This is a genomic window from Streptomyces aculeolatus (genome assembly GCF_020400605.1).
In the GTDB taxonomy this organism is placed as follows: domain Bacteria; phylum Actinomycetota; class Actinomycetes; order Streptomycetales; family Streptomycetaceae; genus Streptomyces; species Streptomyces aculeolatus.
In genome coordinates this window covers 173,230-197,087 of sequence record NZ_JAINRD010000016.1, presented here as the reverse complement: position 1 = coordinate 197,087, position 23,858 = coordinate 173,230, and the positions used below count along the sequence as shown (strand labels likewise).

Here is a 23,858-nt window from a genome sequence, read left to right as displayed (position 1 = left end):
TCTCAGAACTCCAGGACGACCTGGAGCGCGGCCTCGGGCCGCTCGTCGAGCAGGGCGTACGCGTCCGCCGCCGCATCCGCCGGCACCACGTGGCTGACGAGCGGCAGCACCTCGACGCGGCCCTCAGCCACCAGCCGCAGGAACGTCTGCTGCAGCCGCTGCTGGTCCCACCGCCCGGCCAGCTCCGGCGGGACGCCGCCGATCTGGGAGCAGACGAGCCTGACCCGGTTGTGGTGGAACTCGTCGCCGAGCCGCAGCCCGACCGCGTCGCCCTGGTAGAAGCCGGCGGCCACCACCCGCCCGTCGACGACGACGGAGCGCACCGCCTCGTGCAGCGCCGCGTACGCGCCGCTGATCTCGATGGCGACGTCGGCGCCCCGGCCGTCGGCCGCCGCCCGGATCTCCTCGGCGACGCCGCCGGCGCGGGCGTTCAGCGTACGGGCCGCGCCGTGCTCCCGGGCCCGTTCCAGCCGGGCGTCGAGGGCGTCGACGGCGGTCACGGTGGCGCCGCTGAGCGCCGCGAGCCGGGTGGCGAGCAGCCCGATGACGCCCTGCCCGAAGACGGCGACGTCCTCGCCGACGTGGATGCCGGCGGCGAGGACCGCGTTGTATGCAATGGCTCCGACCCGGGCGAACGATCCGGCGAGCGGGTCGAGCCCGGCGGGCAGCGTGTGCCCGGTCAGCCGCTCGGCGGGGACGACGCCCTCGCTGCGGTGGCCCCAGATGCCCCAGACCTGGTCGCCGACCGCGGGCAGCCCGGGGGTGCCGGCCAGCTCGGGGGAGACCTCGGTGACCTCGCCGACCTCGGAGTAGCCCCAGCCGGCGACCGGATACGAAAGGCCCGCCGCGTCCTCGCGGAACAGCCGGGCCTCCGGGTCCCAGGAGCGGGTCAGATACGGGTTCGTACCCCGGTAGGCGGTGAGTTCGGTGCCGGCGGAGATGCCGGAGTACCGGGTACGGACCCGCAGGTGGCCGGGCGGCAGCGGGGCGCTCTCGTGCTCGGCGACCTCGACCTGGCGGGGGGCGGTGAACTGGACGACGCGTTCCACGGTGGGTGCTCCGGTTGGGCTGATCGGGGGCACGGCTGTTAACGACTTGCGTCGAAGATATCTCAGACTTATGTCTTGTCAACATGAAAAAGTAGTGGTGTGATGCAGTCCGCCAACGCTTAAGTCGATCCAAGGAACAGTCAAAGGATCAGAACATGCGCACGTGGACCCGGCGGTCGAGGATCTCGGCCCTACTCGCGGGCACCCTCGCCATGGGGGTGCTCGCCGGCTGTGCCACCGACGCCTCCGGTCCGGGCAAGCCCGACCGGAAGATCACCGTGTGGTCGGAGGAGAGCCTGACCGACCGCATCGCCCACACCAGGAAGGTCATCGACCGCTTCGAGGAGGAGAGCGGCGTCGAGGTCGAACTCGTCGGGGTGGACGAGAACCAGCTCCCGCAGCTCATCATGTCGGCCGCCGCCGCCGGCGACCTGCCGGACGTGATCGGGGCCGTGCCGCTCGGCCAGGCCTGGCAGATGTACAGCAACGAGTTGCTGGACACCCGCATCCCCGCCGAGGTCGTCGACCGGCTCGGCAAGGACACCTTCGACGCCAACGGGCTGCGTCTGACCGCCGACGGCGGCACCCGGCTCGGGGTGCCCTCCGACGCCTGGGTGCAGATCGTCGCGTACCGCCAGGACCTGTTCCGCGAGGCCGGCCTGGACGTCCCCGACGACTACGCGAGCCTGCTGAAGGCCGCCGAGGCACTGGACACCGAGGGCCGCGACGGCATCTCCGTCGCCACCGACCCCGCCGACGTCTTCACCCAGCAGAGCTTCGAGGACCTCGCCCTGGCGGGCGGCTGCGACCTCGTCGACGACGCCGGCGACATCCGCCTGGACTCCGCGGCGTGCCGCACCGCCTTCGAGGCGTACGACTCCCTCGCCCGCCAGTACGGCCCGCCCGGGCTGCAGACCGTCGACACCACCCGGGCAACCTACTTCGCCGGCCGGTCGAGCATGATCATCTGGTCCTCGTTCTTGCTGGACGAGCTGGCCGGGCTGCGGAACGACGCCCTGCCGAGCTGCGCCGAGTGCAAGGACGACCCCGGGTTCCTGGCGGAGAACAGCGGCATCGTCACCGCGCTGACCGGCCCCGGCGGCACCGAGCCCGCCCAGTTCGGCGAGATCACCTCGTGGCTGGCCACCAGGACCGCCGAGACCGAGGCGTCGACCGAGTTCATCGAGTACATGATGAGCGCCGGCTACGAGGACTGGTTCGGGATGGCCCCCGAGGGCAAGATCCCGGTCCGCACCGGCACCCCCGAGAGGCCCGAGCGCTACGTCGACGCCTGGCGCGCCAGCGACATGGGCGTCGACACCAGGAAGTCCATGGAGGAGGTCTTCTCCCCCGAACTGCTCGACCAGCTCGTCGCCGGCGTCGGCGACATGAAGCGGTGGGGCATCGACCAGGGCGAGGGCGCGCTCGTCGGCGCCACCAACGGCGAACTGCCCGTCGCCAAGGCCGTCGGCGCCATGACCTCGGGACAGACGAGTCCCGAGGACGCCGCGCGTGAGGCGTACGAGGAAGTCGACGCGCTGAAGACCTCCCTCGACTAGCCGGGATCCCCCCTTCCGCACCAGCCCCTCTGCCCCCGAGGAACCCTCACCGAGGAAACCGCACATGACCACGATCGACAGCCGCCCCGCGGCGGACTCCGCGGGCACGCCCCCGCCACCCGGCGGCCGGCCCCGCGCCCGCCGCCCCATGACCGCGAGCCGCCGCGAGAACCGCGCCGGCCTGGCCTTCGTCAGCCCCACCTTCCTGGTGGTGCTGGTCGTCGTGATCGTTCCGATCCTCTGGACGGTCCTGCTGGCCTTCCAGGACGCCAAGCTCGTCGACATCCAGGGCATGGGGCTCTTCGGCAACTGGTCGCTGGAGAACTTCTCCGACGTCTTCGCCTCGGCCGGCTTCTGGTCCAGCCTCGGTACCACCCTCGTCTACACCGTCGGCGCCACCGCGGGATCCGTGCTGCTCGGCCTCGTCGCCGCCCTCGCGCTGCGCCGCCCGTTCCGCGGCCGCGGCCTGCTGCGCGGCTCGATGCTCCTGCCGTACGTCGCGCCCGTCGTGGCCGTCGCGTTCGTCTGGGAGGTGGCGCTGAGCCCGCAGTACGGCGTGGTCAACGAGTGGGGCCGGGAGGCCTTCGGCTGGGACGACCCGATCGCGTTCCTGTCCACCCGGCAGTACGAGGTGGGCCTGCTCGGCTGGCACTTCGACATACCCCTGGCCCTGCTCACCGTCATCGCCTTCGAGATATGGCGCTACTTCCCCTTCGCCTTCCTCTTCCTCCTCGCCCGGCTGCAGGCCGTGCCGGACACCCTGGAGGAGGCCGCGACCGTGGACGGCGCGACGGTCTCGCAGCGCTTCAGGCACGTGCTGCTCCCGCAGCTCATGCCCGTGATCGCGCTGCTGTGCGTGCTGCGCTTCATCATGACGTTCAACAAGTTCGACGACGTCTACCTGCTCACGGGCGGCGGCGCCGGCACCGACGTGGCCGCCGTGCGCGTCTACGACTTCCTCACCTCGCGCTTCGACGTGGGCGCCGCCGCGGCCCAGGCGCTCGTCCTGGCGCTCGTGCTGACGGTGCTGCTGGGCGTCTACTTCAAGTTCTTCGCCAAGCGGGTCCAGGAGGAGGCGTGATGACGCGCGCGCAGTTCGAGGACCGCCTCTTCGGCACGCTCCGCTGGGTGGTGATCGCGTTCCTGGCGCTGATCACGCTGGTCCCCTTCTACTACATGGCCGTGCTGTCGCTGAAGCCCATCGACTCCCTGCTGGCCGACCCCGGGTCGATGTGGGTGTCGGCGAAGGAGCTGACGACCGCGACGTACCGGGACGTGCTCAAGCCCACCGAGGACGGCGGCCAGGGCTTCCTGAAGCTGATGCTCAACTCGGCGCTCGTCTCGCTGGGCACCGTGGCCCTCACACTGGCCGCCGCCGTGCCCGGTTCGTACGCCGTCAGCAGGCTGAGGTTCTTCGGCAGCCGCCAGGTCAGCGCCATGTTCCTGGCCGTCTACCTCTTCCCCGCCACGCTCCTCGCCGTCCCGCTGTTCGTGATGTTCGCGCGGATGGGCCTGTCCGGCAGCCTCGTGGGCCTGGCGATCGTGTACGTGGCGCAGACCGTGCCAGTCTCCATCTACATGCTGAAGAACTACCTCGTCACCATCCCGGCCTCCATCGAGGAGGCGGCGGCGCTCGACGGCTGCAGCAGGCTGCAGACGCTGCGCAGGGTGGTCCTGCCGCTGGCCGCGCCGTCGCTGATGGCCACCGGGCTCTACGTCTTCATGATCGCCTGGAACGAGTTCCTCTTCGCGCTGCTCTTCCTCGCCGCCGACCCGGAGAGCTGGACCGTCTCGCTGGGCCTGGCGCAGCTCTCCAACGGCATCGAGGTCTCCAAGACCGTGCTCATGGCCGGTTCGGTGATCCTGACCATCCCCGTGGTACTGCTGTTCTTCGCCGCGGAACGGCTCCTCACCGAGGGCCTGACCAGCGGCGCCGACAAGAGCTGAGCGGAGAGGTACGTATGCGCAACCAGGCCAGCGCGGGGCAGCTGCTCCAGCTCATCCGCACCGGCGAGGCCACCACCCGGGCCGCGCTGCAGGGCGCCACCGGGCTGTCCCGCTCCACCGTCGCGGGCCGGCTCGAAGCGCTCCAGGCCGCCGGCTGGCTGCGCGGCGCCGCCGGCGTCTCCACCGGCGGCCGGCCCTCCGTGCAACTGGAGTTCGACACCGGGCACGCCGTCGTGCTCGCCGCCGACCTGCAGACCCGGCACGGCCGCGCCGCGGTCCTCGACCTCGCCGGCCGGCCGCTCGCGGAGCGCACCGGCGAACTGCGCGTCGGCGACGGCCCCGAGGTGGTCCTCGACGAGCTGGGCCGCTGGTTCGGCCCGCTGCTCGCCGAGGCCGGGCGCGGTGCGGACGAGGTGTGCGGCATCGGCATCTCGGTGCCGGGGCCCGTCGACTTCGCCACCGGGCTCGTCGTGCAGCCGCCGATCATGCCCGGCTGGGACGGCTACCCCATCCAGGACCACATGCGCCGCTCCTTCGCCAAGCACGCCGAGGGCCCCGAGGACGTGCCGGTGCTCGTGGACAACGACGCCAACCTCCTGGCGTACGCGGAGCAGCGCGCCGGGTACGCCGACTGCGCCGCCTTCGTGCTCGTCAAGGTCTCCACCGGCATCGGCGCCGGCGTCGTCGTCGACGGCAGCATCTACCGCGGCATCGACGGCGGCGCGGGCGACATCGGGCACGTGCGGCTGCACGACGGGATGGACGCCCTCTGCGCCTGCGGCTCGTACGGCTGCCTCGCCGCCGTCGCCAGCGGGCGGGCGCTGGCCGGCCGGCTCACCGAGCTGGGCGTGCCCGCGACCTCCGGCTCCGACGTGCGCGACCTGCTGGCCGCCGGGCAGCCGGACGCGGTGCGGCTCGCGCGCGCGGCCGGGATGCGGGTGGGCGAGGTGCTGGCCACCGTCGTCACGCTGCTGAACCCGGGCGTCCTCATGATCGTCGGTGACCTCGCCGGCACGCCCTTCCTCACCGGGGTACGGGAGTTGCTGTACCAGCGCGCGATGCCGCGCACCACCGCGCACCTCCAGGTCGTCACGCCCCGCCTCGGCGACGGCGCGGGGCTCGCGGGCGCGGCGGCGCTGGTGGTGGAGCACCTGTACGCGCCCGGCCGCGCGGACGAGCGGCTGTCGGCCCGCGGCGCGGGCGGGACGCGATGACGGGCCGCGGGCAGGCCGCCGCCGCGCCGGCCCCGATACGGGTCGGGCTCGCCGGCGCGGGCCCCTGGGCCCGCGCCATGCACGCCCGGATGCTCGCCGCCGGGCCCGAGACCGAGCTGACCGCCGTCTGGGCCCGCCGCCCCGAGGCCGCCGCCGAGACGGCTGCGCCGTACGGCGCCGCGGTCGCCGGCTCGTTCGCCGAACTGCTCGACGGCTGCGAGGCCGTCGCCTTCGCCGTACCCCCGGCCGTCCAGGCGGAACTGGCCGTACGCGCCGCCGCCGCGGGCAGGGCGCTGCTGCTGGAAAAGCCGCTCGGCCCCGACCTCGGCGCCGCCCGCGCCGTCGCCGCCGCGGTCGCCGAGCACGGCGTCGTCTCGCAGCTCGTGCTCACCAAGCGGTACCACCCCGCCACCCGGGACTTCCTGCGCCGGGCCGCCGCCGCGGACGTCACCGGCGCCCGCTCCTGCTACCTGCACGGCGCCTTCCTCGGCGGCGAGTCCGCCACGGCCTGGCGGCTGGAGCACGGCGCCCTGCTCGACCTCGGCCCGCACCTGCTCGACCTCCTCGACGCCGCCGTCGGCCCCGTCGCCGCCGTCCGCTCCGCCGGCGACCCGCGCCGCTGGATCGAGCTGACCTGCGAGCACGAGAACGGCGCCGTCAGCCAGGCGTCGCTGTCCGGCAGCGTCCGGCTGCCCGCCGCCCGCACCCGCATAGAACTCTTCGGCCCCGGCGACGAGATCGTCTACGACACCGCCGGGCTCGACCACGAGGAGTGCTGGCCCGTACTGCGCCGCGAGTTCGCCGCCGCCGTCCGCGCCGGGCGCTCCGGCGGGCTCGACGCCCGCCGCGGCCTGCGCCTCCAGGAACTGCTGCACCAGGCGCTGCCCGGCTGAACCCGCGGCGGCGCCAAGCCGGTCGCACCGGTTGGGGACCGGTCCCCGGCGTACGCGGGACACTGGTGGGCACGTACCGCCACGAGCAACCCGGAGGCCGGCGATGCCCCTGCGAGAGAGCCTGGCGCGCGGTGCCGCGCCGTCGCCCCCCGGCACCCTGCACGCCCGCAGCGTCGCCGGCGGGATCCGGGTGCCGCCCGCCGCCGCGCGGGTCGTGCGCTTCGGGCGCGACAAGGACGAGGTCGACCTGTGCGTCGGCGAGGACGACCTGCGGGTCAGCCGCCGGCACGGCGAGCTGTCGTACGAGGGCAGCTCCTGGTGGCTGCGGAACACCGGGCAGCAGCTCGTCCGGCTGCCCCGCGGCCGGCTGATGCACCTGACCACCGAGCCCATCCCGCTCGCCCCCGGCTACACCCCGCTGTTCGTCAAGGGCTCGGGGCACCGCGAGCACCTCGTCGAGCTGTACGTCACGGACGCCGGCGAGGGCGGGCGGGTGCCGCGGCACCGCGCCGAGACCCTGCCGCCCAAACGCTGGACGCTCACGCAGCAGGAGAGACTGGTGCTCGTCGTGCTCGGACAGCAGTACCTGCAGTACGAGTCGGATCCGCGCCCGCTGTCGTACCGGCAGGCGGCCGAGCTGCTGGCCTTCCTGCCCGCCGGCGCGGGGATCACCAAGCGCGTCATCGAGCACCGGGTCGAGGACGTCCGTAAGCGGCTGGAGGGCGGCGGCTTCCCGTACCAGGTGACCCGCGGCGACGACGGCAGCGGCCCGAGCGACAGCGTCCTCAAGCACAACCTGCTGCGCGGACTGGTGGAGTCCACGACCCTGGTGCCGACCGATCTCGAACTCCTGGACGAGTATTTCGCGAGCTGAGCGGCTATTTCGCGGCTTCGGCGCCGCTGAGGCGGGGAAGTCGTGAAGACGTCGTGCCAGCGCCGCGCGCAGCCGATAAGTTTCGCCCTGCAGACGGGCGAGAGGAGTCGCGGTGCGCGTGGGTCAGCTGGTCGGTGACCGCTACCGGCTCGAGGATCCGGTCGACGACGAGGGCCGCGGCGAGGTGTGGTTCGCGGCCGACGAGCAACTGGGCCGCCGAGTCGTACTCAAACGCGGCGGCGCCATCGGGGAGCGCCCCCGGCTGCTCGGCGTCGCCCGCGCCCAGGCCAGGGCGACCCACCCGCATGTGGTCACGCTCTACGGCGTGGAGTTCATCGAGACCGGCCCGGACGCCGGCTGCTGGCTGGTGATGGAGTACGTCACCGGCGGCAGCCTGGAGAAGCAGCCGAGGATGGCGCCCGAGCGGGCGGCGCTGATCGGCGCGCAGATCGCCTCGGCGCTGGGGGCGCTGCACGCCAACGGCGTGGTCCACTGCGACGTCAAACCCGCCAACGTCGTCATCACCGACGACGGCACGCCCAAGCTCACGGACTTCGACTCCGCCCAGCGCACCGGCAGCAACGAGACCATCTCGCCGGACCGCCCGCTCAGTTACACCCCCGACTACGCCGCCCCCGAGGTCGTCAACGGCTCGCCCGAGCCCCGCTCGGACGTGTACTCCCTCGCGGCGATGCTCTACAAGGCGGTCACCGGCGTACCCCATGACGAGGTGGACGGGGCCGACGGGGCCGACGGCGGCGGGGCCGGCGGGACGGCCGACCCGGACGGCGAGGACGCGGCCAGCCTGCGGGAGTGGAAGGTGAGCCAGGGCGTGCTGCGCCGCGAGCGCGACACCGGTCCGCTCGCGGCGCCGCTCGAAGCGATGCTCCGCCGCCGCCCCGACCGGCGGCCCGACGCGGCCGAGGCGCGGCGGCTGCTCCAGGAGGCGGCGGGGCGGCGCCGTTGGACGCGGCGGCTCGCCCTGCCCGGCGTGCCGCGCCGGTACCCGCGGGCGACCGCCGCCGGTACGGCGCTGGTGACGGCGGTGGCGCTGGCCGCCGCCTGGTTCTGGTGGCTCGGCCCCGACCGAGACGACGGCGGGCCGGGCGTGGTGCAGGGGGGCGGCAAGGCGCGGGCCGGCTCCGTCATCGGCGACCCGCGCACCATGGACCCGTGCTCGCTGACCGACCCCGGCGAGTTCGCCCGGTTCGGCCGGGCCGCGGAGTGGGACCGCGACTACGGCAACTTCGACCGCTGCGACGTGCTGGTCTATCCGCAGGGCCTGGACGGCGAACACATCGACGTCCAGGTCCAGTTCGACTCCGGGCCCTCGCCCGAGTCGCCGGCCCCCGTGCGTACCTTCGGCGGCATCGGCATCATCGAGGAGCCGCCGGAGGGCCAGGAGTGCGCCCGGGCCCTCGTCCTGCCGGACGAGGCGGACAGCGACGTCAGCATCTGGATCTACGTCGACGGCGGGGACGCCCGGGGCTACGGCGGGGTCGGCACCCTGTGCGACATGGCCGACGTCGCCGCCAGGACCGCCAGCGAGACGCTGGGCAGGGCCCGCGCCGAGAACCGCACCGTCCCGCGCCGCGATCCGCCCGCGGCGGACGTGTCCCTGCTGTGGCTGGACGCCTGCCGGCTGCTCGACGCCCGCGCGCTGGAGATCGTGCCCGGCATCGACGCGGGCGACCCGGACGTGGGCTTCGGCAACTGGGACTGCGACTGGTACAGCACCACGCGCGACATAGAGGTCCAGCTGCGCTACGACCGCGACCAGCCGCTCAGCGGCGAGGACGGCAAGGTGACCGTGCTGGCGGGCCGCGACACCGTCGTCTCCCCGGAGTACGACGGCGAGGACACCTGCACGGTGCGGGTCGAGTACCGCGAGTACCCCGACGAGAACGGTCAGAAGGCCGTCGAACTGCTCTACCTCACCCTCGACGGCGACGACGAGTCGCCGGACGACCTGTGCGGGATGGCCACGCGGCTCGCCGAGACGGCCGCGGGGGAGCTGCCGAAGCTCTGAGGGACACGGTCCACGACTCCGGCACGGACCGCCCGCAGGGACCGGCCGCGCGGGTTCCGCCAGGCCCGTGACCGGCGGCGGGGAGGGGTCCCCGGGGGCAGGGAGCACGGTGGGGCGTCGGCAGCAGCCGGCCGCAGCCGAGGGGACCTGCGATGGACCGTATCCGAGGACACCGGTGATGAGCGCGCGCGACAGCCTGGCCCGTGGCGTGACGCCCGCGCGGCCGGGCACGCTGCACGCGCGCTCGGCCGCCGACGGCATCGAGGTGGCCCCGCTGCCCGGCCTGACCGTCCGGTTCGGGCGCGGGCCGGGGGACGAGGGCGCGGGCGGGGACGTCGAGTTGTACGTCGGCCGGCGCGACCAGGGCGTGAGCCGGCGGCACGGCGAGCTGACCTGCCTGGAGGGCGGCTGGACGCTGCGCAACACCGGCCAGCAGGCGCTGCGGCTGCCGCGCGGCCGGCTGCTGCCGCCGGGCTCGGAGCGCGTGCCGCTGGCCGGCGGGTACACACCGGTGTTCGTCAAGGGGACCGGCTTCCGCGAGCACCTGGTGGAGCTGTACGTGGTCCGCACGGAACCGGTGCCCGCGGGCAGCCTCCCCGGCACGCCGCCGGCGGCGTGGGCCCTCTCGGAGGACGAGCGGCTGGTGCTCGTGGTGCTGGGGCAGCGGTATCTGCGCCACGAGTCGGATCCGCGCCCGCTGCCGTACCGGCAGGCGGCGGAGGTGCTGGCGTTCCTGCGGCCGGGGGAGCGGTGGGGCGCGGCGGAGGTGGCGCGCCGGGTGGAGGACATACGCCGGCGGCTGGCGCGCGACGTGCCGCATCCGCCCGCGGTACGGGACGGGGAGGCGCCGGAGCCGCAGGGCTGCACACCGGACCACCGGCTGCTGACGGACCTGGTGGCGGCAACGGCGCTGGTGCCGCCGGACCTGGGGCTGCTGGACGGCGTCGGCGGCTGAGGGCGGCTGAGGTCCGTCGGGGCCCACCCTCGAAGCCGCCGCCGTACGGCCCTTCGCGGATCACCGCCGGGTCGCGCGGCGTTCACCTTGCGGCCCGACCCTCGGCAGCAGCCGCCGCGTCGGTACGCGGCACCCGGCACGACTGGGAGGGCGTCATGGGCCACGGACACCGACACCGCGACCACCGCCGGCCGGGCGCGGAGCCCGCCGCCCGCACCGCGACCCGCCACCGCGCATGAGCGGCGCCTACGTCCTCGGCGCCGACCCCGGACTGACCGAACTGCGCGACGCGGACCACCTGCTGCACGCGCTCGCCGGCGAACTGCGGCTGCCGCGCACCGCGTACGGCTGCACCCACCTCGTCGCGGGGGAGAGGCCCCGTATCGCCGTGTCCCTCGCCCTCGGCGGCGCCGGAGACGCGGCCGCCGCCTGGCGGTGGCTCACCGCGCGCGGGCACGCCGTCGCGGGGCTGCCCGGCGGCACCCGCCACGGCCCCGCCGAGCACGCCGAGGCGGCGGCCCGCGCCGCCGCCGAGCACGCCGCGCGCAGCGTCGGCCGCGCGGTGCTGTACCCGGGGGCGGACGCGCTGACCGGGACCATGACGGTCGGCGAGCTGCTGGACTCCTCGGCGATCGAGCAGGTCGTGCTGCTCGGCGCGCCGCACGGCCCGCCGGGGGAGGCGCGGATGGTCACCCGCGGGCACGTGCGCCCGCAGTGGCTCGACGGGCGGCTGGTGCTCGCGGTGATCCCGGCGGCGGCGGAGACGCTGATCCCGTTCGAGGCCCCGGCCCCGACCCCGTGCTGTACGAGCCGCTGACGGCCGGGCCCGTACGGACCGCCTGCCCGGGAAACGCCGCCCCCGCGAACCGCCGTCCGGCCTCCGCAGGTGCCGGCCCCCGGTCCGGTCAGCCCGCGCCGTCAGCCCGCGCCGTCCGCGGCCACCGTCCGGCTCGCCAGCACCTTCCCGTCCGCGTCCACCGCGCTGACGCGGACCACCTCCGCACCTCCGGGCACTGCCACCTCCGCCGTCGTGACGAAGCCGCTCCGCGCGACCGTGTCCGCCGTCGTCAGCGCCCGGCGCGACGTGCCCGCCTCGATCCGCCAGGCGTCGACCTCCGTGGCGCCGTTCCAGCTCATCGCGAGCGTGCCCGGCTCGCGCCACTCCACGGCCGGCCGCGTGGCGGGCGTGCCCGTCCAGTCCGTGCGTATCGCCCGGTAGCTGTACGAGCCCTGCGCGAACGTCCCCGTGAACACCGGCTCCCCGTCCGCGAACTCCGCCATCGTCCCCGAACTGCCGTAGCCGAGCAGGACGTTGCCGCCGGCCGTCTGCCGGGCGGAGCCCGCGAAGAGCGTGAACACCGGCTCCGGGGTCTGCAGGTCGTCGGCGAGCCGGGCGGTCATCGCCTCCTCGTCCAGCTCGTACACGGCGCCGCGGGAGCGCTGCGGGTCGTTCCTGTTGCCGTTGTCGAAGAGCATCAGCCGCCCGTCCGGCAGCCGCCGGGCGTCGTGCTGGTAGCTGGGGCGCTGGGCGGGGGAGGCGAAGGCGAAGTCGCTCGCGGCGCCGCCGAGGCGCCAGCGCACCGCGCCCGACTCCCGGTCGATCTTGTAGACGGTGCTGGTGTGCCGGGCGCTCATGAGCAGGTCGCCGTCCGTGTCGTACGCCAGGGAGTTGGCGTGCACGGGGTCCACCAGCTCCCCGGTGAGGGGCTCCTGGGTCTCCGTCAGCGGGATGTGGTCCAGCGCGCTCCACTCGAACAGCACCTCGCCGGTGGCCGCGTCCTGCTCCTGGACGACGGCGTCGATGACCTGCGCGTCCGGTTTGCCGCCGTACTCGGTGAGGTCGCGGGTGACGAAGGAGAAGCCGAGCAGCAGCACGCGGGAGCCGTCGGGGCTGACCTCGAACTCGTGGCTGTCGGTGAAGAAGCCGTCCATCCGGTACGAGGCGATCTCCTGGTAGGAGGAGTTCAGCAGGAGGTACTCGCCGCCGGCGTCGGTGTTGTCGAACACGCTCAGCGCGGGCTCACCGCGGAACGTGAGGGGCTCCAGGTTCATGTACGGGCCGGGCTTCCACCACACCGGCTCGCCGGCGTTGTCGTAGATCGCCGCGCCCGCGAGGTCGCCGCCGACCGGGGCCGGGGTGGTGAGGAGCACGCCGTCGTCCTCGCGGCCGGTGGTGGTCGTGGTGAGCGCGGGCGGGGCGGCGGCGTCCGGCCGCGGCGCGGTGCCGGTGAGCGGCGGGACGGCGCCGTCCGGAGCGGCCGGGCGGGGCGGCGGCGCCGCGGCGGCGGGTGCGGGGGCCGCGCCGCCCGCGAGGGCGACGGGGACGCACAGCACCGTCGCGGCGCCGAGCACCCCGGCCCGTAACAGCCGCGGTCGGGAGGGGGACTGCGGAGTCGGATGTGTGCCCTGGCGCACGGAAGCCTCCTGGCCGGTGGGGGGTGGCGCCGTCCGGGCCGTCGCGGGGACCGGGCGCGGCCGGCACGGCGGGCACCAGGCTGGTGCAGCGGGCGGCGGGAGACAAGACCCCCGCCGCCCCGGGCCGTCACTCGTCGGCGAAGATCTTGACCACGATCTCGCCGTCCGCGGTGGCGTAACCGCGGTACATGCCCGAGGTGTTGAAGGTGAACGCAAGGTTCTTTCGGGAGTCCAGGGCGATCACCCCGCCGGTGTCGTCGCCGCCGAGCACCTCGGTCCGGTCGATCGCCGCCCCGGCCGCCTTGGAGACCGACCGCCCCAGGTACTCGACCTGCGCGGAGATGGTGTGCGTGACGGCCTCGCGGATGAACAGCTCGCCGGTGCCGGTCGCGGACGCCGCGATGTTCCCGTTCTTCGCGTACGTGCCCGCGCCGACGATCGGCGAGTCGCCGATGCGGCCGACGGGCTTGTTCGTCAGGCCGCCCGTCGACGTGCCGGCGGCCAGGTCGCCGTTGCCGTCGATGCCGACGGCGCCGACCGTGCCGGTCTCGCCGAAGTCGAAGTCCGACTCGCCGCCCTTGGCGGCCATCAGGGACTCCCAGCGGCGCTCGGTGAAGAAGTAGTCCTGGGTCACCAGGTCCATCCCGCGGTGCTGTGCGAAGCGCTCCGCGCCCTCGCCGCTCATCAGCACGTGCCGGGAGTTCTCCATCATCTCCCGCGCCAGCGAGATCGGGTTCCTGATGTGGGTCACCCCGGTGACCGCGCCGGTGTCCAGGGTCGCGCCGTCCATGATGGCCGCGTCCAGCTCGTTCTCCGCGTCGGTGGTGAACACCGCGCCCTTGCCGGCGTTGAACAGCGGGGAGTCCTCCAGCACGTTGATCGCCGCCTCGACGGCCGCGACGCCGGACTCCCCGTCCGCCAGCGCCCGCTGCCCGGTCCGTACCGCCTCGGTGAGCTTGGCCCGGTACTCCCGCTCCAGCTCGGGGGTCATGTCCTCGCGCCTGAGGGTGCCGGCGCCGCCGTGGATGGCGAAGACGACGTCGCGCACCCGCTCGGAGGTGTTGGGGTCGCCGGACTCCTTCGGGTCCTGGACGGTACGGCTGCCGCCGGCCGCGGCCGGCGCCCGGTCGGCGGCCGTACCCTCCTGCGGCGCGGCCGCCGCGCCGAGTGCGGTGATGGGGGTGATCACGACCGCCGCGGCAAGCAGCGCGCCGCGCGCGAGCGTCGATGTCCTGCGAAACATGTGCCGCTCCTCTCGCTGGTGCACGTCACTCCTGGTGACCGGGCGCGCTGCCCGGCCGCCGGGGGTGATCATGGCGCCGTACGGGCCGGCTGCCAAGGCGTCGTACACGACCGATCGGCCGGGGCACACCCGTCAGCGGCGGGTGACGACGGCGGCGTTCGCGGTGACGATCACGGCGATCGCCGTCCATTCGTACGGGCCGAGGCGCTGGTCCAGCACCACCGTGCCGACGAGCGCCGCCAGCACCGGGTTGATGCTCATGAACATGCCGAACAGCCGGGCCGGCACGCGGCGCAGCGCGAGCAGGTCGGAGAGGAACGGCACGGCCGAGGAGAGCACGCCCGCGGTGACGGCGTAGCCGAGGGCCGCGGCGCTCGGCGGGCGGTGGGCCAGGACGACGGCGCCGACCGGGACGTACGCCAGCGCCGAGACGGCCGCTGCCGCCGCCGGGCCCTGGACGCCGGGCAGCCGGCGGCCGACGGTGCGGCCGAGCAGGATGTAGCAGGCCCAGCAGACGGCGGCGAGCAGGGCGAGCGCGATGCCCGCGTAGTCGGCGGCGGGGCGCGGACGGCTCAGGACGGCGACGGCCGCGCCGGCGGCCAGCGCGCACGCCAGGTCGGCGCGGCGGCGGGTGGCGGCGAGCGCCACGGCCAGCGGGCCGAGGAACTCCAGCGTCACCGCGAGGCCGAGGCCGATCCGGCCGATCGCCGTGTACAGCGAGAGGTTCATGACCGCGAAGACCGCGGCCAGCCCCAGCACGGGCCACCACTGCGCGCGTGTGAACGTGCGCATCCGGGGCCGGCCCACCGCCAGCAGTACGGCACCGGCCACCCACTGCCGCACGGCGACCACCCCGGCCGGGCCGACGACGGGGAACGCCAGCGCGGCGACGGCGGCGCCGGTCTGGTTCGACAGCCCGCTGCCGAGCATCATCGCGACTCCGGCCGCGCGGCCGGCGGGACGCGCCTGACCGGGGCGGCCGGCGTGCGGCCGGACGGCGGTGGCGGGCTGCGGCTGTGCGGTCATGGCACGGAGCATGCGCCCCCGGTTCGTATGCGCAAAATGCATGTGCCGCGCGTTCTATACGCTGAAGTCATGGATCTGGAGCTACGCCACCTGCGCTGCCTGGTCGCCATCGTGGACACCGGCAGCTTCACCGACGCCGCCATCGACCTGGGCGTCTCACAGGCGGCGGTCTCCCGCACCCTGCTGGCGCTGGAGCGGATCCTCGGCGTCCGGCTGCTCCACCGGACCAGCCGGAGCGTCAGCCCGACCACCGCGGGCGTCCAGGTGCTCGCCCGCGCCCGGCACCTGCTCGCCGAGGCGGACGACCTCGTCGGCGAGGCCACCACCGGCCACACCCGGCTGCGCATCGGGCACGCCTGGTCGGCGGCCGGGCGGCACACCGCGGAGTTCCAGCGCCGCTGGGCCGCCCGGCACCCGGACGTGGAGCTGCACCTGATCCGTACCAACTCGGCCACCGGCGGCCTCGCCGAGGGCCTGTGCGACCTGGCCATCGTCCGCACCGGCGTCGACGAGCGGCGCTACGCCCACGCCGTCGTCGGCCACGAGCGCCGCTACTGCGCCATGGCCGCCGACGACCCCTTCGCCCGCCGCCGGAGCCTGCTGCTCGCCGATGTCCGCGAGCGCACCGTCCTCGTCGACCGCCGCACCGGCACCACCACCGCCGGTCTGTGGCCGGAGGCGGAGCGGCCCGCGGTGGAGTACACCCGCGACGTCGACGACTGGCTCGCGGACATCGCCGCGGGCCGCTGCGTCGGCATCACCCCGGAGAGCACCGTGGCGCAGTACCGGCGCGACGGCATCGTCTACCGGCCCGTACGCGACGCGCCGCCGGTCGCGGTGCAGTTCGTCTGGCGCCGCCACGACCCGCACCCGGCCACGCACGCCGCGGTCGCGCTGCTCCAGGACCTCTACCGCGAGCACGAGGGGCGGCGCGCCGGCCGGTCCGCAGGCAGCACCCGGCCGGCGCACGGGCGTTGACACCCGCGGGGCGAGCGCGGAGACTCGGCGGGTAGCCCGAAGTGAACACTCGTGCGCCAGGCGCACGCGCGGATCGGACCCCGGGGACCGCGCCGGCGCCGGCCCCCGCCCCGCCTCCGGGAGGTTGCAGCAGCCGTGGCCGCCGGATCACCCCTGACGCAGCGTCAGGTCTCGGCCGAGATCGCCGAAGCCCACCGCGCCACCGCCGCCGCCGTGGCCGCCGGCGCCCCCGCGCCGCACCACCCGCCCCGCGACTTCGCCCCGTACCGCAGCACCGTCCTGCGCCACCCGCACCGCCCGCCGCTGCCGCTCGCCGACCCCGACGCCGCCGAGCTGCACGGCCCCGTCTTCGGCCGCACCGACGTCACCGAGCTGGACGGCGACCTGACCCGGCAGCACCCCGGCGAGCCGCTGGGCGAGCGGATCACCGTCACCGGGCGGGTACGCGACCGGCGGGGCAGGCCCGTACGCGGGCAGCTCGTGGAGCTGTGGCAGGCCAACGCCGCCGGCCGGTACGCGCACCCGTGCGACCGCCACCCGGCGCCGCTCGACCCGAACTTCACCGGCGCCGGCCGCTGCCTCACCGACGACGACGGCGCCTACCGCTTCACCACCGTGCGCCCCGGCGCGTACCCCTGGCGCAACCACGAGAACGCCTGGCGCCCCGCCCACCTCCACTTCTCCTTCTTCGGCAGCGCCTTCACCCAGCGCCTGGTGACCCAGATGTACTTCCCGGGCGACCCGCTCTTCCCCCACGACCCCATCCTGCAGTCCGTCACCGACCCCGCCGCACGGGCGCGGCTGGTGGCGGCGTACGACCCGGCGCTGTCCGTGCCCGAGTGGTCCCTCGGCTACCGCTGGGACGTCGTCCTCGACGGCCCCGCCGCCACCTGGGCCGAGCCGGGGGAGGCCGCCCGCTGATGGAGCCGCCCACCCCGTCCCAGACCGTGGGCCCCTTCTACGGCCACGCGCTGCCGTTTCCCGGCGGCGGCGAAGTCGCCCCGGCCGGGCACCCGGACACCGTCACCGTCCACGGCCGCGTGTACGACGGCGCCGGCGAGCCCGTGCCGGACGCGCTGCTGGAGTGCTGGCAGGCGGACCCCGGTGGCTCGCCCGCCGGCCGGCCCGGATCGCTGCGCCGCGACCCCGCCGCCGGCGGCCTGACCGGCCCGGGCGGTGCGGACTTCACCGGCTTCGCGCGCGTGGCCACCGACGCGGACGGCCACTGGTCGGTGCGCACGCTGCCGCCGCCGGCCGCGCGGCCGTACCTCGCCGTCTGCGTCTTCGCCCGCGGCCTGACCCGCCACCTGTACACCCGCGCCTACCTCGGCGCGCCGCCCGCCGGGGACCCGGTGGCCCGGCTGCCGCGGGAGCTGCGCGCGACGCTGCTCGCGCACGCCGAGGGGGACCGGACGTACCGCTTCGACGTGCACCTCCAGGGCGGGAAGGAGACGGTCTTCCTTGACATCCGCGCGCTTCCCGGGCCCCGTTGAGGACGGCCGGCGGGTGACCGGGGTACGCGGCGGCGGCACCGGCAGCCGGATGCCCGCGGCCGGGGCCCGCGCCGCCGCGAGGCCCGGGCTGCACCACCGCGTCGAAGGGCCCGAGGGCCGGCCCGTCCTGGTCCTCGGGCCGTCCCTCGGCACGACCACCGCCGTCTGGGACGCCCAGGCGCCGGCTCTCGCGCAGGTGTTCCGCGTGGTGCGCTGGGACCTGCCGGGACACGGCCGTTCGCGGGCCGGGCTGCTCGCCCCCGGCGGCACCGTCGCGCAACTCGGCCGCCTCGTCCTCGACGTCGTCGACGCCCTCGGCGTCGCCCGGTTCCGCTACGCCGGCATCTCGCTGGGCGGCGCCGTCGGCACCTGGCTCGCCGCCCGCCACCCCGGCCGCGTCGACTCCCTCGCCCTGGTCTGCACGTCCGCCCGCTTCGGCCCGCCGGCCCGGTGGCGCGAACGGGCCGCCCTGGTACGGGCGGAGGGCACCGGGCCGGTCGCCGACACCGCCGCGGAGCGCTGGTTCACCCCGGAGTTCGCGGAGGGCGGCGATCCGGCCGTACGGGCTCTGACCGCCGGCCTGCGCGCCGCCGACCCGGCCGCGTACGCCGCCTGCTGCGACGTCCTCGCCGCCCTCGACCTGCGCCGGGACCTCGCCCGCATCGCCGCCCCCACGCTCGTCGTCGCCGGCCGGAACGACGTGGCGACCCCGCCCGCGCACGCCCGTGCGCTGGCCGACGGCATCGCCGACGCCGCCCTCGTCGAGCTGCCCCGCACCGGCCACCTCGCGCCCGTCGAGCGGCCCGCGTCCGTACTGGCCGCGCTGCTCGCCCACTTCGAGCCCGCCGGACACGGCCCCGCCAACTGGTACAGCCCGGGCTGAAACCGGCACCCGGCCGCCCTCCCGCTGCCGGGCGCCCGCTGTCGTACAGGCGACATGTCGCAAGCCCGGCACGGCAGAGATCGTGACAGCCGGCCCGTCCGGGCCGAAAGCTTTTGCCTGTGCATCTAAGACGAGTAAAGCTGCCGGCGCTCGCCACCGCGGGCGCGCTCCTGGTCACGCTGGCGCCATCCGCGACCCACGCAACCGCCTCACCCGGCGGCACGGCGGTCACGGACCGGGCGGCCGGCTCCTCGCTCAGCGTCGTCACGCTCGTCACGGGCGATCGCGTACGGCTCGAGCGCTTCCCCGACGGCCGGCAGGCCGCCACCGTGACGCCACGGGACGGCGGTGCCGACGGCGGCAGCGCGGCCGGCGGCTTCGAGCAGCTGGAGATCGACGGCGACCTGCACGTCATCCCCTCCGACGCGATGCCGTTCGTCGGCACCGGCGCCCTGGACCGCGACCTGTTCAACATCAGCGAACTGGTCGAGCAGGGCTTCGGCGACGGGCACAGCAAGCGGATCCCCCTGATCGTGTCGTTCGCGAAGGGCGCCCGCACCGCCGACGCCGCGGAGCTGCCCGGAGTGCGGGCGGGCGCCGCGCTGCCGAGCCTGAACGCCCGCGCCGTCGAGGCCGGGAAGGACAAGGCCGGCCGCTTCTGGGAGGCCGTCGACGACGACCGCGAGAACGCCAGGACGGCGGCCGAGCCGAAGCTCGCCGGCGGCATCGCGCGGATCTGGCTGGACCGCAAGGTCAGCGCCTCGCTCGACCGCAGCGTGGCGCAGATCGGCGCCCCCGAGGTCTGGCAGCGCGGCACCGACGGCAAGGGCGTCACCGTCGCCGTGCTCGACACCGGCGTCGACGCAGCACACCCGGACCTGGCGGGCAAGGTCGACGAGGCCCGCAACTTCTCCGACAGCCCCACCACCGGCGACGCCTTCGGCCACGGCACGCACGTCGCGGCCACCGTCGCCGGCACCGGCGCCGGCTCCGGCGGCTCCCGCAAGGGCGTCGCCCCCGGCGCCCGGCTGCTGGTCGGCAAGGTGCTCGGCGACGACGGCTTCGGCTCCGAGTCGCAGGTGCTCGCCGGCATGGAGTGGGCCGCCGGCGCCGGCGCCGACGTGGTCAACATGAGCCTCGGCACCGACGCGCCCACCGACGGCACCGACGCGCTGAGCCTCGGCCTGAACCGGCTGACCGCCGAGACCGGCACGCTCTTCGTCGCCTCGGCCGGCAACAGCGGCCCGGGTTCCGCCACCGTCGGCTCGCCCGGCGCCGCGGACGCCGCGCTCACCGTGGGCGCCGTCGACCGCGACGAGTCACTGGCCGGCTTCTCCAGCCGCGGCCCGCGCGTCGGCGACCTCGCAGTCAAGCCCGACATCACCGCGCCCGGCGTCGACATCGTCGCCGCCCGCGCGGCCGGCACCGCCATGGGCACGCCCGTGGACGACCTCTACACCGCCGCCTCCGGCACCTCCATGGCCGCGCCGCACGTCGCCGGCGCCGCCGCGCTGATCGCCCAGCGCCACCCCGACTGGACCGCGCAGCAGCTCAAGGACGCCCTGGTCAGCACCGCGAAGCGGCACGACGACCTGACGGTCTACGAGCAGGGCGGCGGGCGCGTGGACGCCGCGCGCGCCGACGCCCAGCAGGTGTACGCCACCGGCACCCTCGGCTTCGGCGGCGTCGACGAGGGCGGCGAGCCGGTACGCCGCGAGATCACGTACACCAACGCCTCCGACGCGCCCGTGAGCCTGCGGCTCGACGCCTCCCTGCGCGCCGCGAGCGGCGAGCCGGTCCCGGCCGACGCCGTGGGCCTGCCCGACGGCGACACCGTCGAGATAGCCGCGGGCGGCACCGCGACCGTCCCCGTCACCCTCGACCCGGCGGGGCTGCGCCCCGGCCGCTACGGCGGGTACGTCACCGCCACCACCGGCGACACCGTCGCCCACACCACCATCGGCGCGGTCCGCGAGGCGCCCACGCGCACCGTCACCCTGCGCGGCATCGACCGCGCCGGGGAGCCCGCCTTCGTCAACCCCGTCACGCTCTTCGGCGAGGACGACCGCTACGACGTCGTCAAGTACATCCCCGCGGGCAAGTCGCTGACGGTCGAGGTGCCGGAGGGCGACTACTTCCTGCACGCGGTGATCTCCGACAAGATCCCGGGCGGCAGCGTCGACAGCCTCATCGTCGACCCGCAGCTGAAGGTGGACCGCGACCTGGAGGTCGTCCTCGACGCACGCGAGGCCAACGAGGTCGAGATCGAGACGCCGAAGCCCGCCGTGCAGGAAGCCGTCATGAGCTTCTACAGCCACCGCGAGTTCGGCAGCCGCAGCATCTCCCACGGGCACATGGAGTTCAGCGTCGACGGCCGCAAGCTCTACGTGACGCCGACCGACAAGGCCCGCGACGGCGTCTTCGAGGTCTCCTCCCGCTGGCAGCTGGAGGCCCCGATGCTGACGGGCACCGTCCGCGGCACCGGGTCGCAGCGCCGCGCCGACATCGAGGCCGTGCGGCTGATGGGCCGCTCCCCGGCCGTGGACGGCACCCTGCGGCTGCCGCTGGTCGACGCCGGGGCGGGCACGGAGGCCGACTTCGCGGCCCTCGCCGGCGACGGCGCCGACCTGTCCCGGGCCGCCGTGCTGGTCGACGGCGACAGCCCGCAGGACGAGGACGCCGTGCGCCGCGCCGCGGCCGCCGGCGCGCGCCACGTCATCGTCATCTCCTCGGAGGGCTCGGCCGGCTGGAGCGTCTGGCGGCCCGGCGGCGACCGGCTGCCCGCGGTGGGCGCGATGGTCCGCCACGACGTCGGCCAGGAGCTGCGCGCGGTGCTCGCGGAGGGCCGGGCGACGGTCGAACTGCGCGGCACGCCCTCCAGCCCGTACATGTACGACGTGATGCAGGTGGCGAAGCAGCAGGTGCCCGAGCGCGTGGTGCACCGGGTGACCGGCTCGAACACCGCCACCGTCCAGACGGGTTACCGCGACAGCGGCGGCAACCCCTGGACGAAGGAGCAGCGCTTCGGCTGGCGGCCGTGGATGGGCACCGCGATCAACCAGTACCAGCGGCACGTGCCCACCCCGCACAAGCGCACCGAGTACGTGAGCGCCGGTGACACGATCTGGCGCCACAACGTCCACCACCGCTACACCCAGGACACCATGAACCCGCTGGCCGGCGGCATGATCCAGGAGGCCCGCAGCTACCGTGCGGGCGAGCGGGTCGAGGAGACCTGGTTCGCGCCCGTGGTGCGGCCCGCGATCCCGCGCGGCGTGGCGGGGCTGACCTCGTACCGCGAGGGCGACCAGCTCACCATCCGCATCCCGGAGTTCGCCGACTCCGAGGAAGGGCACTACAGCCGCCTGGACGGCGGCGAGTGGAGCGCGCCGGCGGACAAGTCGTCCGCGGTGCTGTACCGCGACGGCGAGAAGCTGGCCGAAGGCCGCACGGCGTGGGGCGCGTTCCCCGCGGGCGGCGCCGGGAAGGGGACGTACCGCCTCGACCTCGCGGTCGACCGGACCACCCCCGAGTGGCGCACGGGCGTCAGCTCGCGCACCAGCTGGTCGTTCGCGGCCGAGCGCCCGGCGGCGGACGAGCAGGACCTCCTGCCGCTGCTGCAGCTGGACTACGACGTGCCGACCGACGCGCGCGGCGCGGCGCCCGGCGGGCGGCTCGTGCCGATCGGCATCACGGCGCGGCACCAGGACGGCCTCGACGGGCGGCGCATCAAGGGGATGGAGGTCTCCACGTCCCTCGATGACGGCACCACCTGGAAGAAGGCCGTGGCGATGCCCTGGTGGGACGGGAGCTACCGCCTCTGGCTGCTGCACCCCCCGGTGGGTGACGACGGCGGCTTCGTCTCGCTGCGGGTGAAGGCGTGGGACGACGCCGGCAACCGCGTCGAGCAGACGGTGAAGCGGGCCTACGCGCTGAAGTGACACCGCCCGCCACCGGTGCGGCCGGAGCGATCCGGCCGCACCGGTGCGGGTGCCCCGCGCCCTGCCGGGGACACCCCGGGGCGGGGCGCCGGTGCCGTACGGGCACGCGTGTTCCGAGGGCGCACGCGCACGTGCGTCCTCCGTACGGACACGGGCCGGCGCTCAGCCGTCCGCGATCTCCCCTGCGGTCCTCCCCGCGGCCTTCCCCGCCGCCGTCACGGCAGCCAGTCGCGGCGGGCGGCCTGCCACACCAACTGCGCCCGGGTGTCCGCACCCACCCGGCCCATCATGTCCCGCAGCCGGCGCTGCACCGTGCGCTGGCTGATGCCGAGCTGGGTGGCGATCGCCTTGTCCGCGAGTCCCGCCACCACCAGCGACAGGAGATAGCGCTCGTCCTCCGCCAGCGCCGGCCCCGGCGGCCCCGCACCGTCGCCGAGGCCGGCCAGCTCGCCCGCCCCGGTGACGTGCAGCGGCGACGCCGCCGCCCACTGGCTCTCGAAGAGGGCGATCAGCGCGTCCAGCAGGGCGCTGCTGCGTACCACCGCGACCGTCGGCTCGCCGAACCTGCTGTCCGCGTTCGGCACCAGCGGGCACAGCGCCAGCGCCCCGTCCGCGATCATCAGCCGCACCGGGAGCGCGCTCGCCGCCCGCGCCGCCTCGCCCGCGCGCACGCCGAGGGCGACGTTGCCCAGCATCCCGGGCTCCTCCAGCAGCGCGCGCTCGTAGATCACGCGGTAGCGCACGCCCTTGGCGAGCATCTCGAACTCCTCGTCGTTGTCCTCCGAGGGCATCGCCACGTGGCCCGCCTTGCACAGCGCCAGCACCTCCCTCCGCGCGCCGTAGGCGAGGTCGCGTATCTGCTGCCGGATCGCCGCCACGCCGGTGACGACCTCGACGAGCTGCCGCGCGTCGCGGCGCCGCCCGCCCGCCCGGAACTCCTCGGCCAGCTCCGTCACCCCGCGCCTGGCCCGCTCCAGGGCCTCCTGCCCGCGCAGCAGCCGCGGCCCGAGCGCCACGTCCGGCGCCACGGGCACGAAGTGCCCGGAGCCGTCGGCGCGTTGCTCCGGGCCGCTGACAAGTCCCTTCTCCCGCAGCGACGTCAGCAGTGACTCCGCCCGCCGCCGGTCGAGGCCCAGCTCCCCGGCCACGGACTCCGCGTCCGCGCCGTGCAGCCCGACCAGCAGCCGGTACACCCGTTCCTCCGTCGGTTCGACGCCTGCCGGCTCCAGCACCGTCTCTCACGCTCCTTCCCCACGGGCCTCCGCCGCCCCTGCACCCTGTCTGGCCAATGGCCGACATGGCGACAAGTCGCCAACGGAAACCGCTTCCTAGGCGCCGGACGGGCGGGTTACAACCCGA

At 75.2% G+C, this 23,858-nt stretch carries 19 protein-coding genes; 14 read left to right on the top strand and 5 right to left on the bottom strand.

Going from position 1 to position 23,858, the window contains the following annotated elements; all coding sequences use genetic code 11:
- Positions 1–2: 2 nt before the first annotated feature.
- A complete protein-coding gene (locus LG396_RS39805) occupies positions 3–1,049 on the bottom strand; it encodes a zinc-dependent alcohol dehydrogenase (RefSeq protein ID WP_018838312.1) in 1,047 nt (348 codons plus the stop codon).
- Between the two features lie 155 nt (positions 1,050–1,204).
- Between LG396_RS39805 and LG396_RS24890 the strand changes: the two genes are divergently transcribed.
- From LG396_RS24890 to LG396_RS24850, 9 genes are all read left to right on the top strand, one after another.
- The gene (locus LG396_RS24890) at positions 1,205–2,608 is read left to right on the top strand and encodes an ABC transporter substrate-binding protein (protein WP_225796461.1); all 1,404 of its coding nucleotides are present in this window, start codon (positions 1,205–1,207) and stop codon (positions 2,606–2,608) included.
- A gap of 64 nt (positions 2,609–2,672) precedes the next feature.
- Positions 2,673–3,689, top strand: coding sequence for a carbohydrate ABC transporter permease (locus tag LG396_RS24885; protein WP_225796460.1), 1,017 nt, complete (start codon positions 2,673–2,675; stop codon positions 3,687–3,689).
- Positions 3,689–4,555, top strand: a complete 867-nt coding sequence (locus LG396_RS24880) for a carbohydrate ABC transporter permease (RefSeq protein WP_018838309.1) — start codon at positions 3,689–3,691, stop codon at positions 4,553–4,555. The genes LG396_RS24885 and LG396_RS24880 overlap by 1 nt, the downstream gene beginning before the upstream one ends.
- Before the next feature lie 14 nt (positions 4,556–4,569).
- The gene (locus LG396_RS24875) at positions 4,570–5,769 is read left to right on the top strand and encodes an ROK family transcriptional regulator (protein ID WP_225796459.1); all 1,200 of its coding nucleotides are present in this window, start codon (positions 4,570–4,572) and stop codon (positions 5,767–5,769) included.
- Entirely contained in the window at positions 5,766–6,662 is an 897-nt protein-coding gene (locus LG396_RS24870) for a Gfo/Idh/MocA family protein (RefSeq protein WP_037754556.1), read from the top strand. The genes LG396_RS24875 and LG396_RS24870 overlap by 4 nt, the downstream gene beginning before the upstream one ends.
- A 103-nt stretch (positions 6,663–6,765) precedes the next feature.
- Positions 6,766–7,536, top strand: coding sequence for an FHA domain-containing protein (locus LG396_RS24865; protein ID WP_037754554.1), 771 nt, complete (start codon positions 6,766–6,768; stop codon positions 7,534–7,536).
- 118 nt (positions 7,537–7,654) lie between these two features.
- A complete protein-coding gene (locus tag LG396_RS24860; protein WP_225796458.1) occupies positions 7,655–9,565 on the top strand; it encodes a protein kinase domain-containing protein in 1,911 nt (636 codons plus the stop codon).
- Between the two features lie 178 nt (positions 9,566–9,743).
- On the top strand, positions 9,744–10,520 hold the full coding sequence (locus tag LG396_RS24855) for an FHA domain-containing protein (protein ID WP_225796457.1): 777 nt from the start codon (positions 9,744–9,746) through the stop codon (positions 10,518–10,520).
- A gap of 235 nt (positions 10,521–10,755) precedes the next feature.
- The gene (locus LG396_RS24850) at positions 10,756–11,337 is read left to right on the top strand and encodes a hypothetical protein (protein ID WP_037754546.1); all 582 of its coding nucleotides are present in this window, start codon (positions 10,756–10,758) and stop codon (positions 11,335–11,337) included.
- 101 nt (positions 11,338–11,438) lie between these two features.
- Here LG396_RS24850 and LG396_RS24845 read toward each other — a convergent pair whose 3' ends face one another.
- The 3 genes from LG396_RS24845 to LG396_RS24835 form a co-directional block, all read right to left on the bottom strand.
- The gene (locus LG396_RS24845; RefSeq protein WP_225796456.1) at positions 11,439–12,935 is read right to left on the bottom strand and encodes an arylsulfotransferase family protein; all 1,497 of its coding nucleotides are present in this window, start codon (positions 12,933–12,935) and stop codon (positions 11,439–11,441) included.
- A gap of 127 nt (positions 12,936–13,062) precedes the next feature.
- Positions 13,063–14,178, bottom strand: coding sequence for an isoaspartyl peptidase/L-asparaginase family protein (locus LG396_RS24840; protein ID WP_225796455.1), 1,116 nt, complete (start codon positions 14,176–14,178; stop codon positions 13,063–13,065).
- A 132-nt stretch (positions 14,179–14,310) separates the two neighbouring features.
- Positions 14,311–15,216, bottom strand: coding sequence for an EamA family transporter (locus tag LG396_RS24835; RefSeq protein WP_225796454.1), 906 nt, complete (start codon positions 15,214–15,216; stop codon positions 14,311–14,313).
- 57 nt (positions 15,217–15,273) lie between these two features.
- Between LG396_RS24835 and LG396_RS24830 the strand changes: the two genes are divergently transcribed.
- The 5 genes from LG396_RS24830 to LG396_RS24810 all read left to right on the top strand — a co-directional run bounded on the left by LG396_RS24830 (position 15,274) and on the right by LG396_RS24810 (position 22,499).
- Entirely contained in the window at positions 15,274–16,182 is a 909-nt protein-coding gene (locus LG396_RS24830; RefSeq protein WP_037754534.1) for a LysR family transcriptional regulator, read from the top strand.
- A 135-nt stretch (positions 16,183–16,317) separates the two neighbouring features.
- Positions 16,318–17,103 carry a protocatechuate 3,4-dioxygenase subunit beta gene (pcaH, locus tag LG396_RS24825; protein WP_225796453.1) on the top strand — a complete coding sequence of 262 codons (786 nt, stop codon included), beginning with the start codon at positions 16,318–16,320 and terminating at the stop codon, positions 17,101–17,103.
- A complete protein-coding gene (gene pcaG, locus LG396_RS24820) occupies positions 17,103–17,675 on the top strand; it encodes a protocatechuate 3,4-dioxygenase subunit alpha (RefSeq protein WP_225796452.1) in 573 nt (190 codons plus the stop codon). The genes pcaH and pcaG overlap by 1 nt, the downstream gene beginning before the upstream one ends.
- Entirely contained in the window at positions 17,644–18,558 is a 915-nt protein-coding gene (gene pcaD, locus LG396_RS24815; RefSeq protein WP_225796451.1) for a 3-oxoadipate enol-lactonase, read from the top strand. The genes pcaG and pcaD overlap by 32 nt, the downstream gene beginning before the upstream one ends.
- A gap of 119 nt (positions 18,559–18,677) precedes the next feature.
- Positions 18,678–22,499 (top strand): S8 family serine peptidase, encoded by a 3,822-nt coding sequence (locus LG396_RS24810; protein ID WP_225796450.1) that lies wholly within the window; start codon positions 18,678–18,680, stop codon positions 22,497–22,499.
- Between the two features lie 215 nt (positions 22,500–22,714).
- Here LG396_RS24810 and LG396_RS24805 read toward each other — a convergent pair whose 3' ends face one another.
- Positions 22,715–23,731 carry a helix-turn-helix transcriptional regulator gene (locus LG396_RS24805; RefSeq protein ID WP_225796449.1) on the bottom strand — a complete coding sequence of 339 codons (1,017 nt, stop codon included), beginning with the start codon at positions 23,729–23,731 and terminating at the stop codon, positions 22,715–22,717.
- Positions 23,732–23,858: the final 127 nt, after the last annotated feature.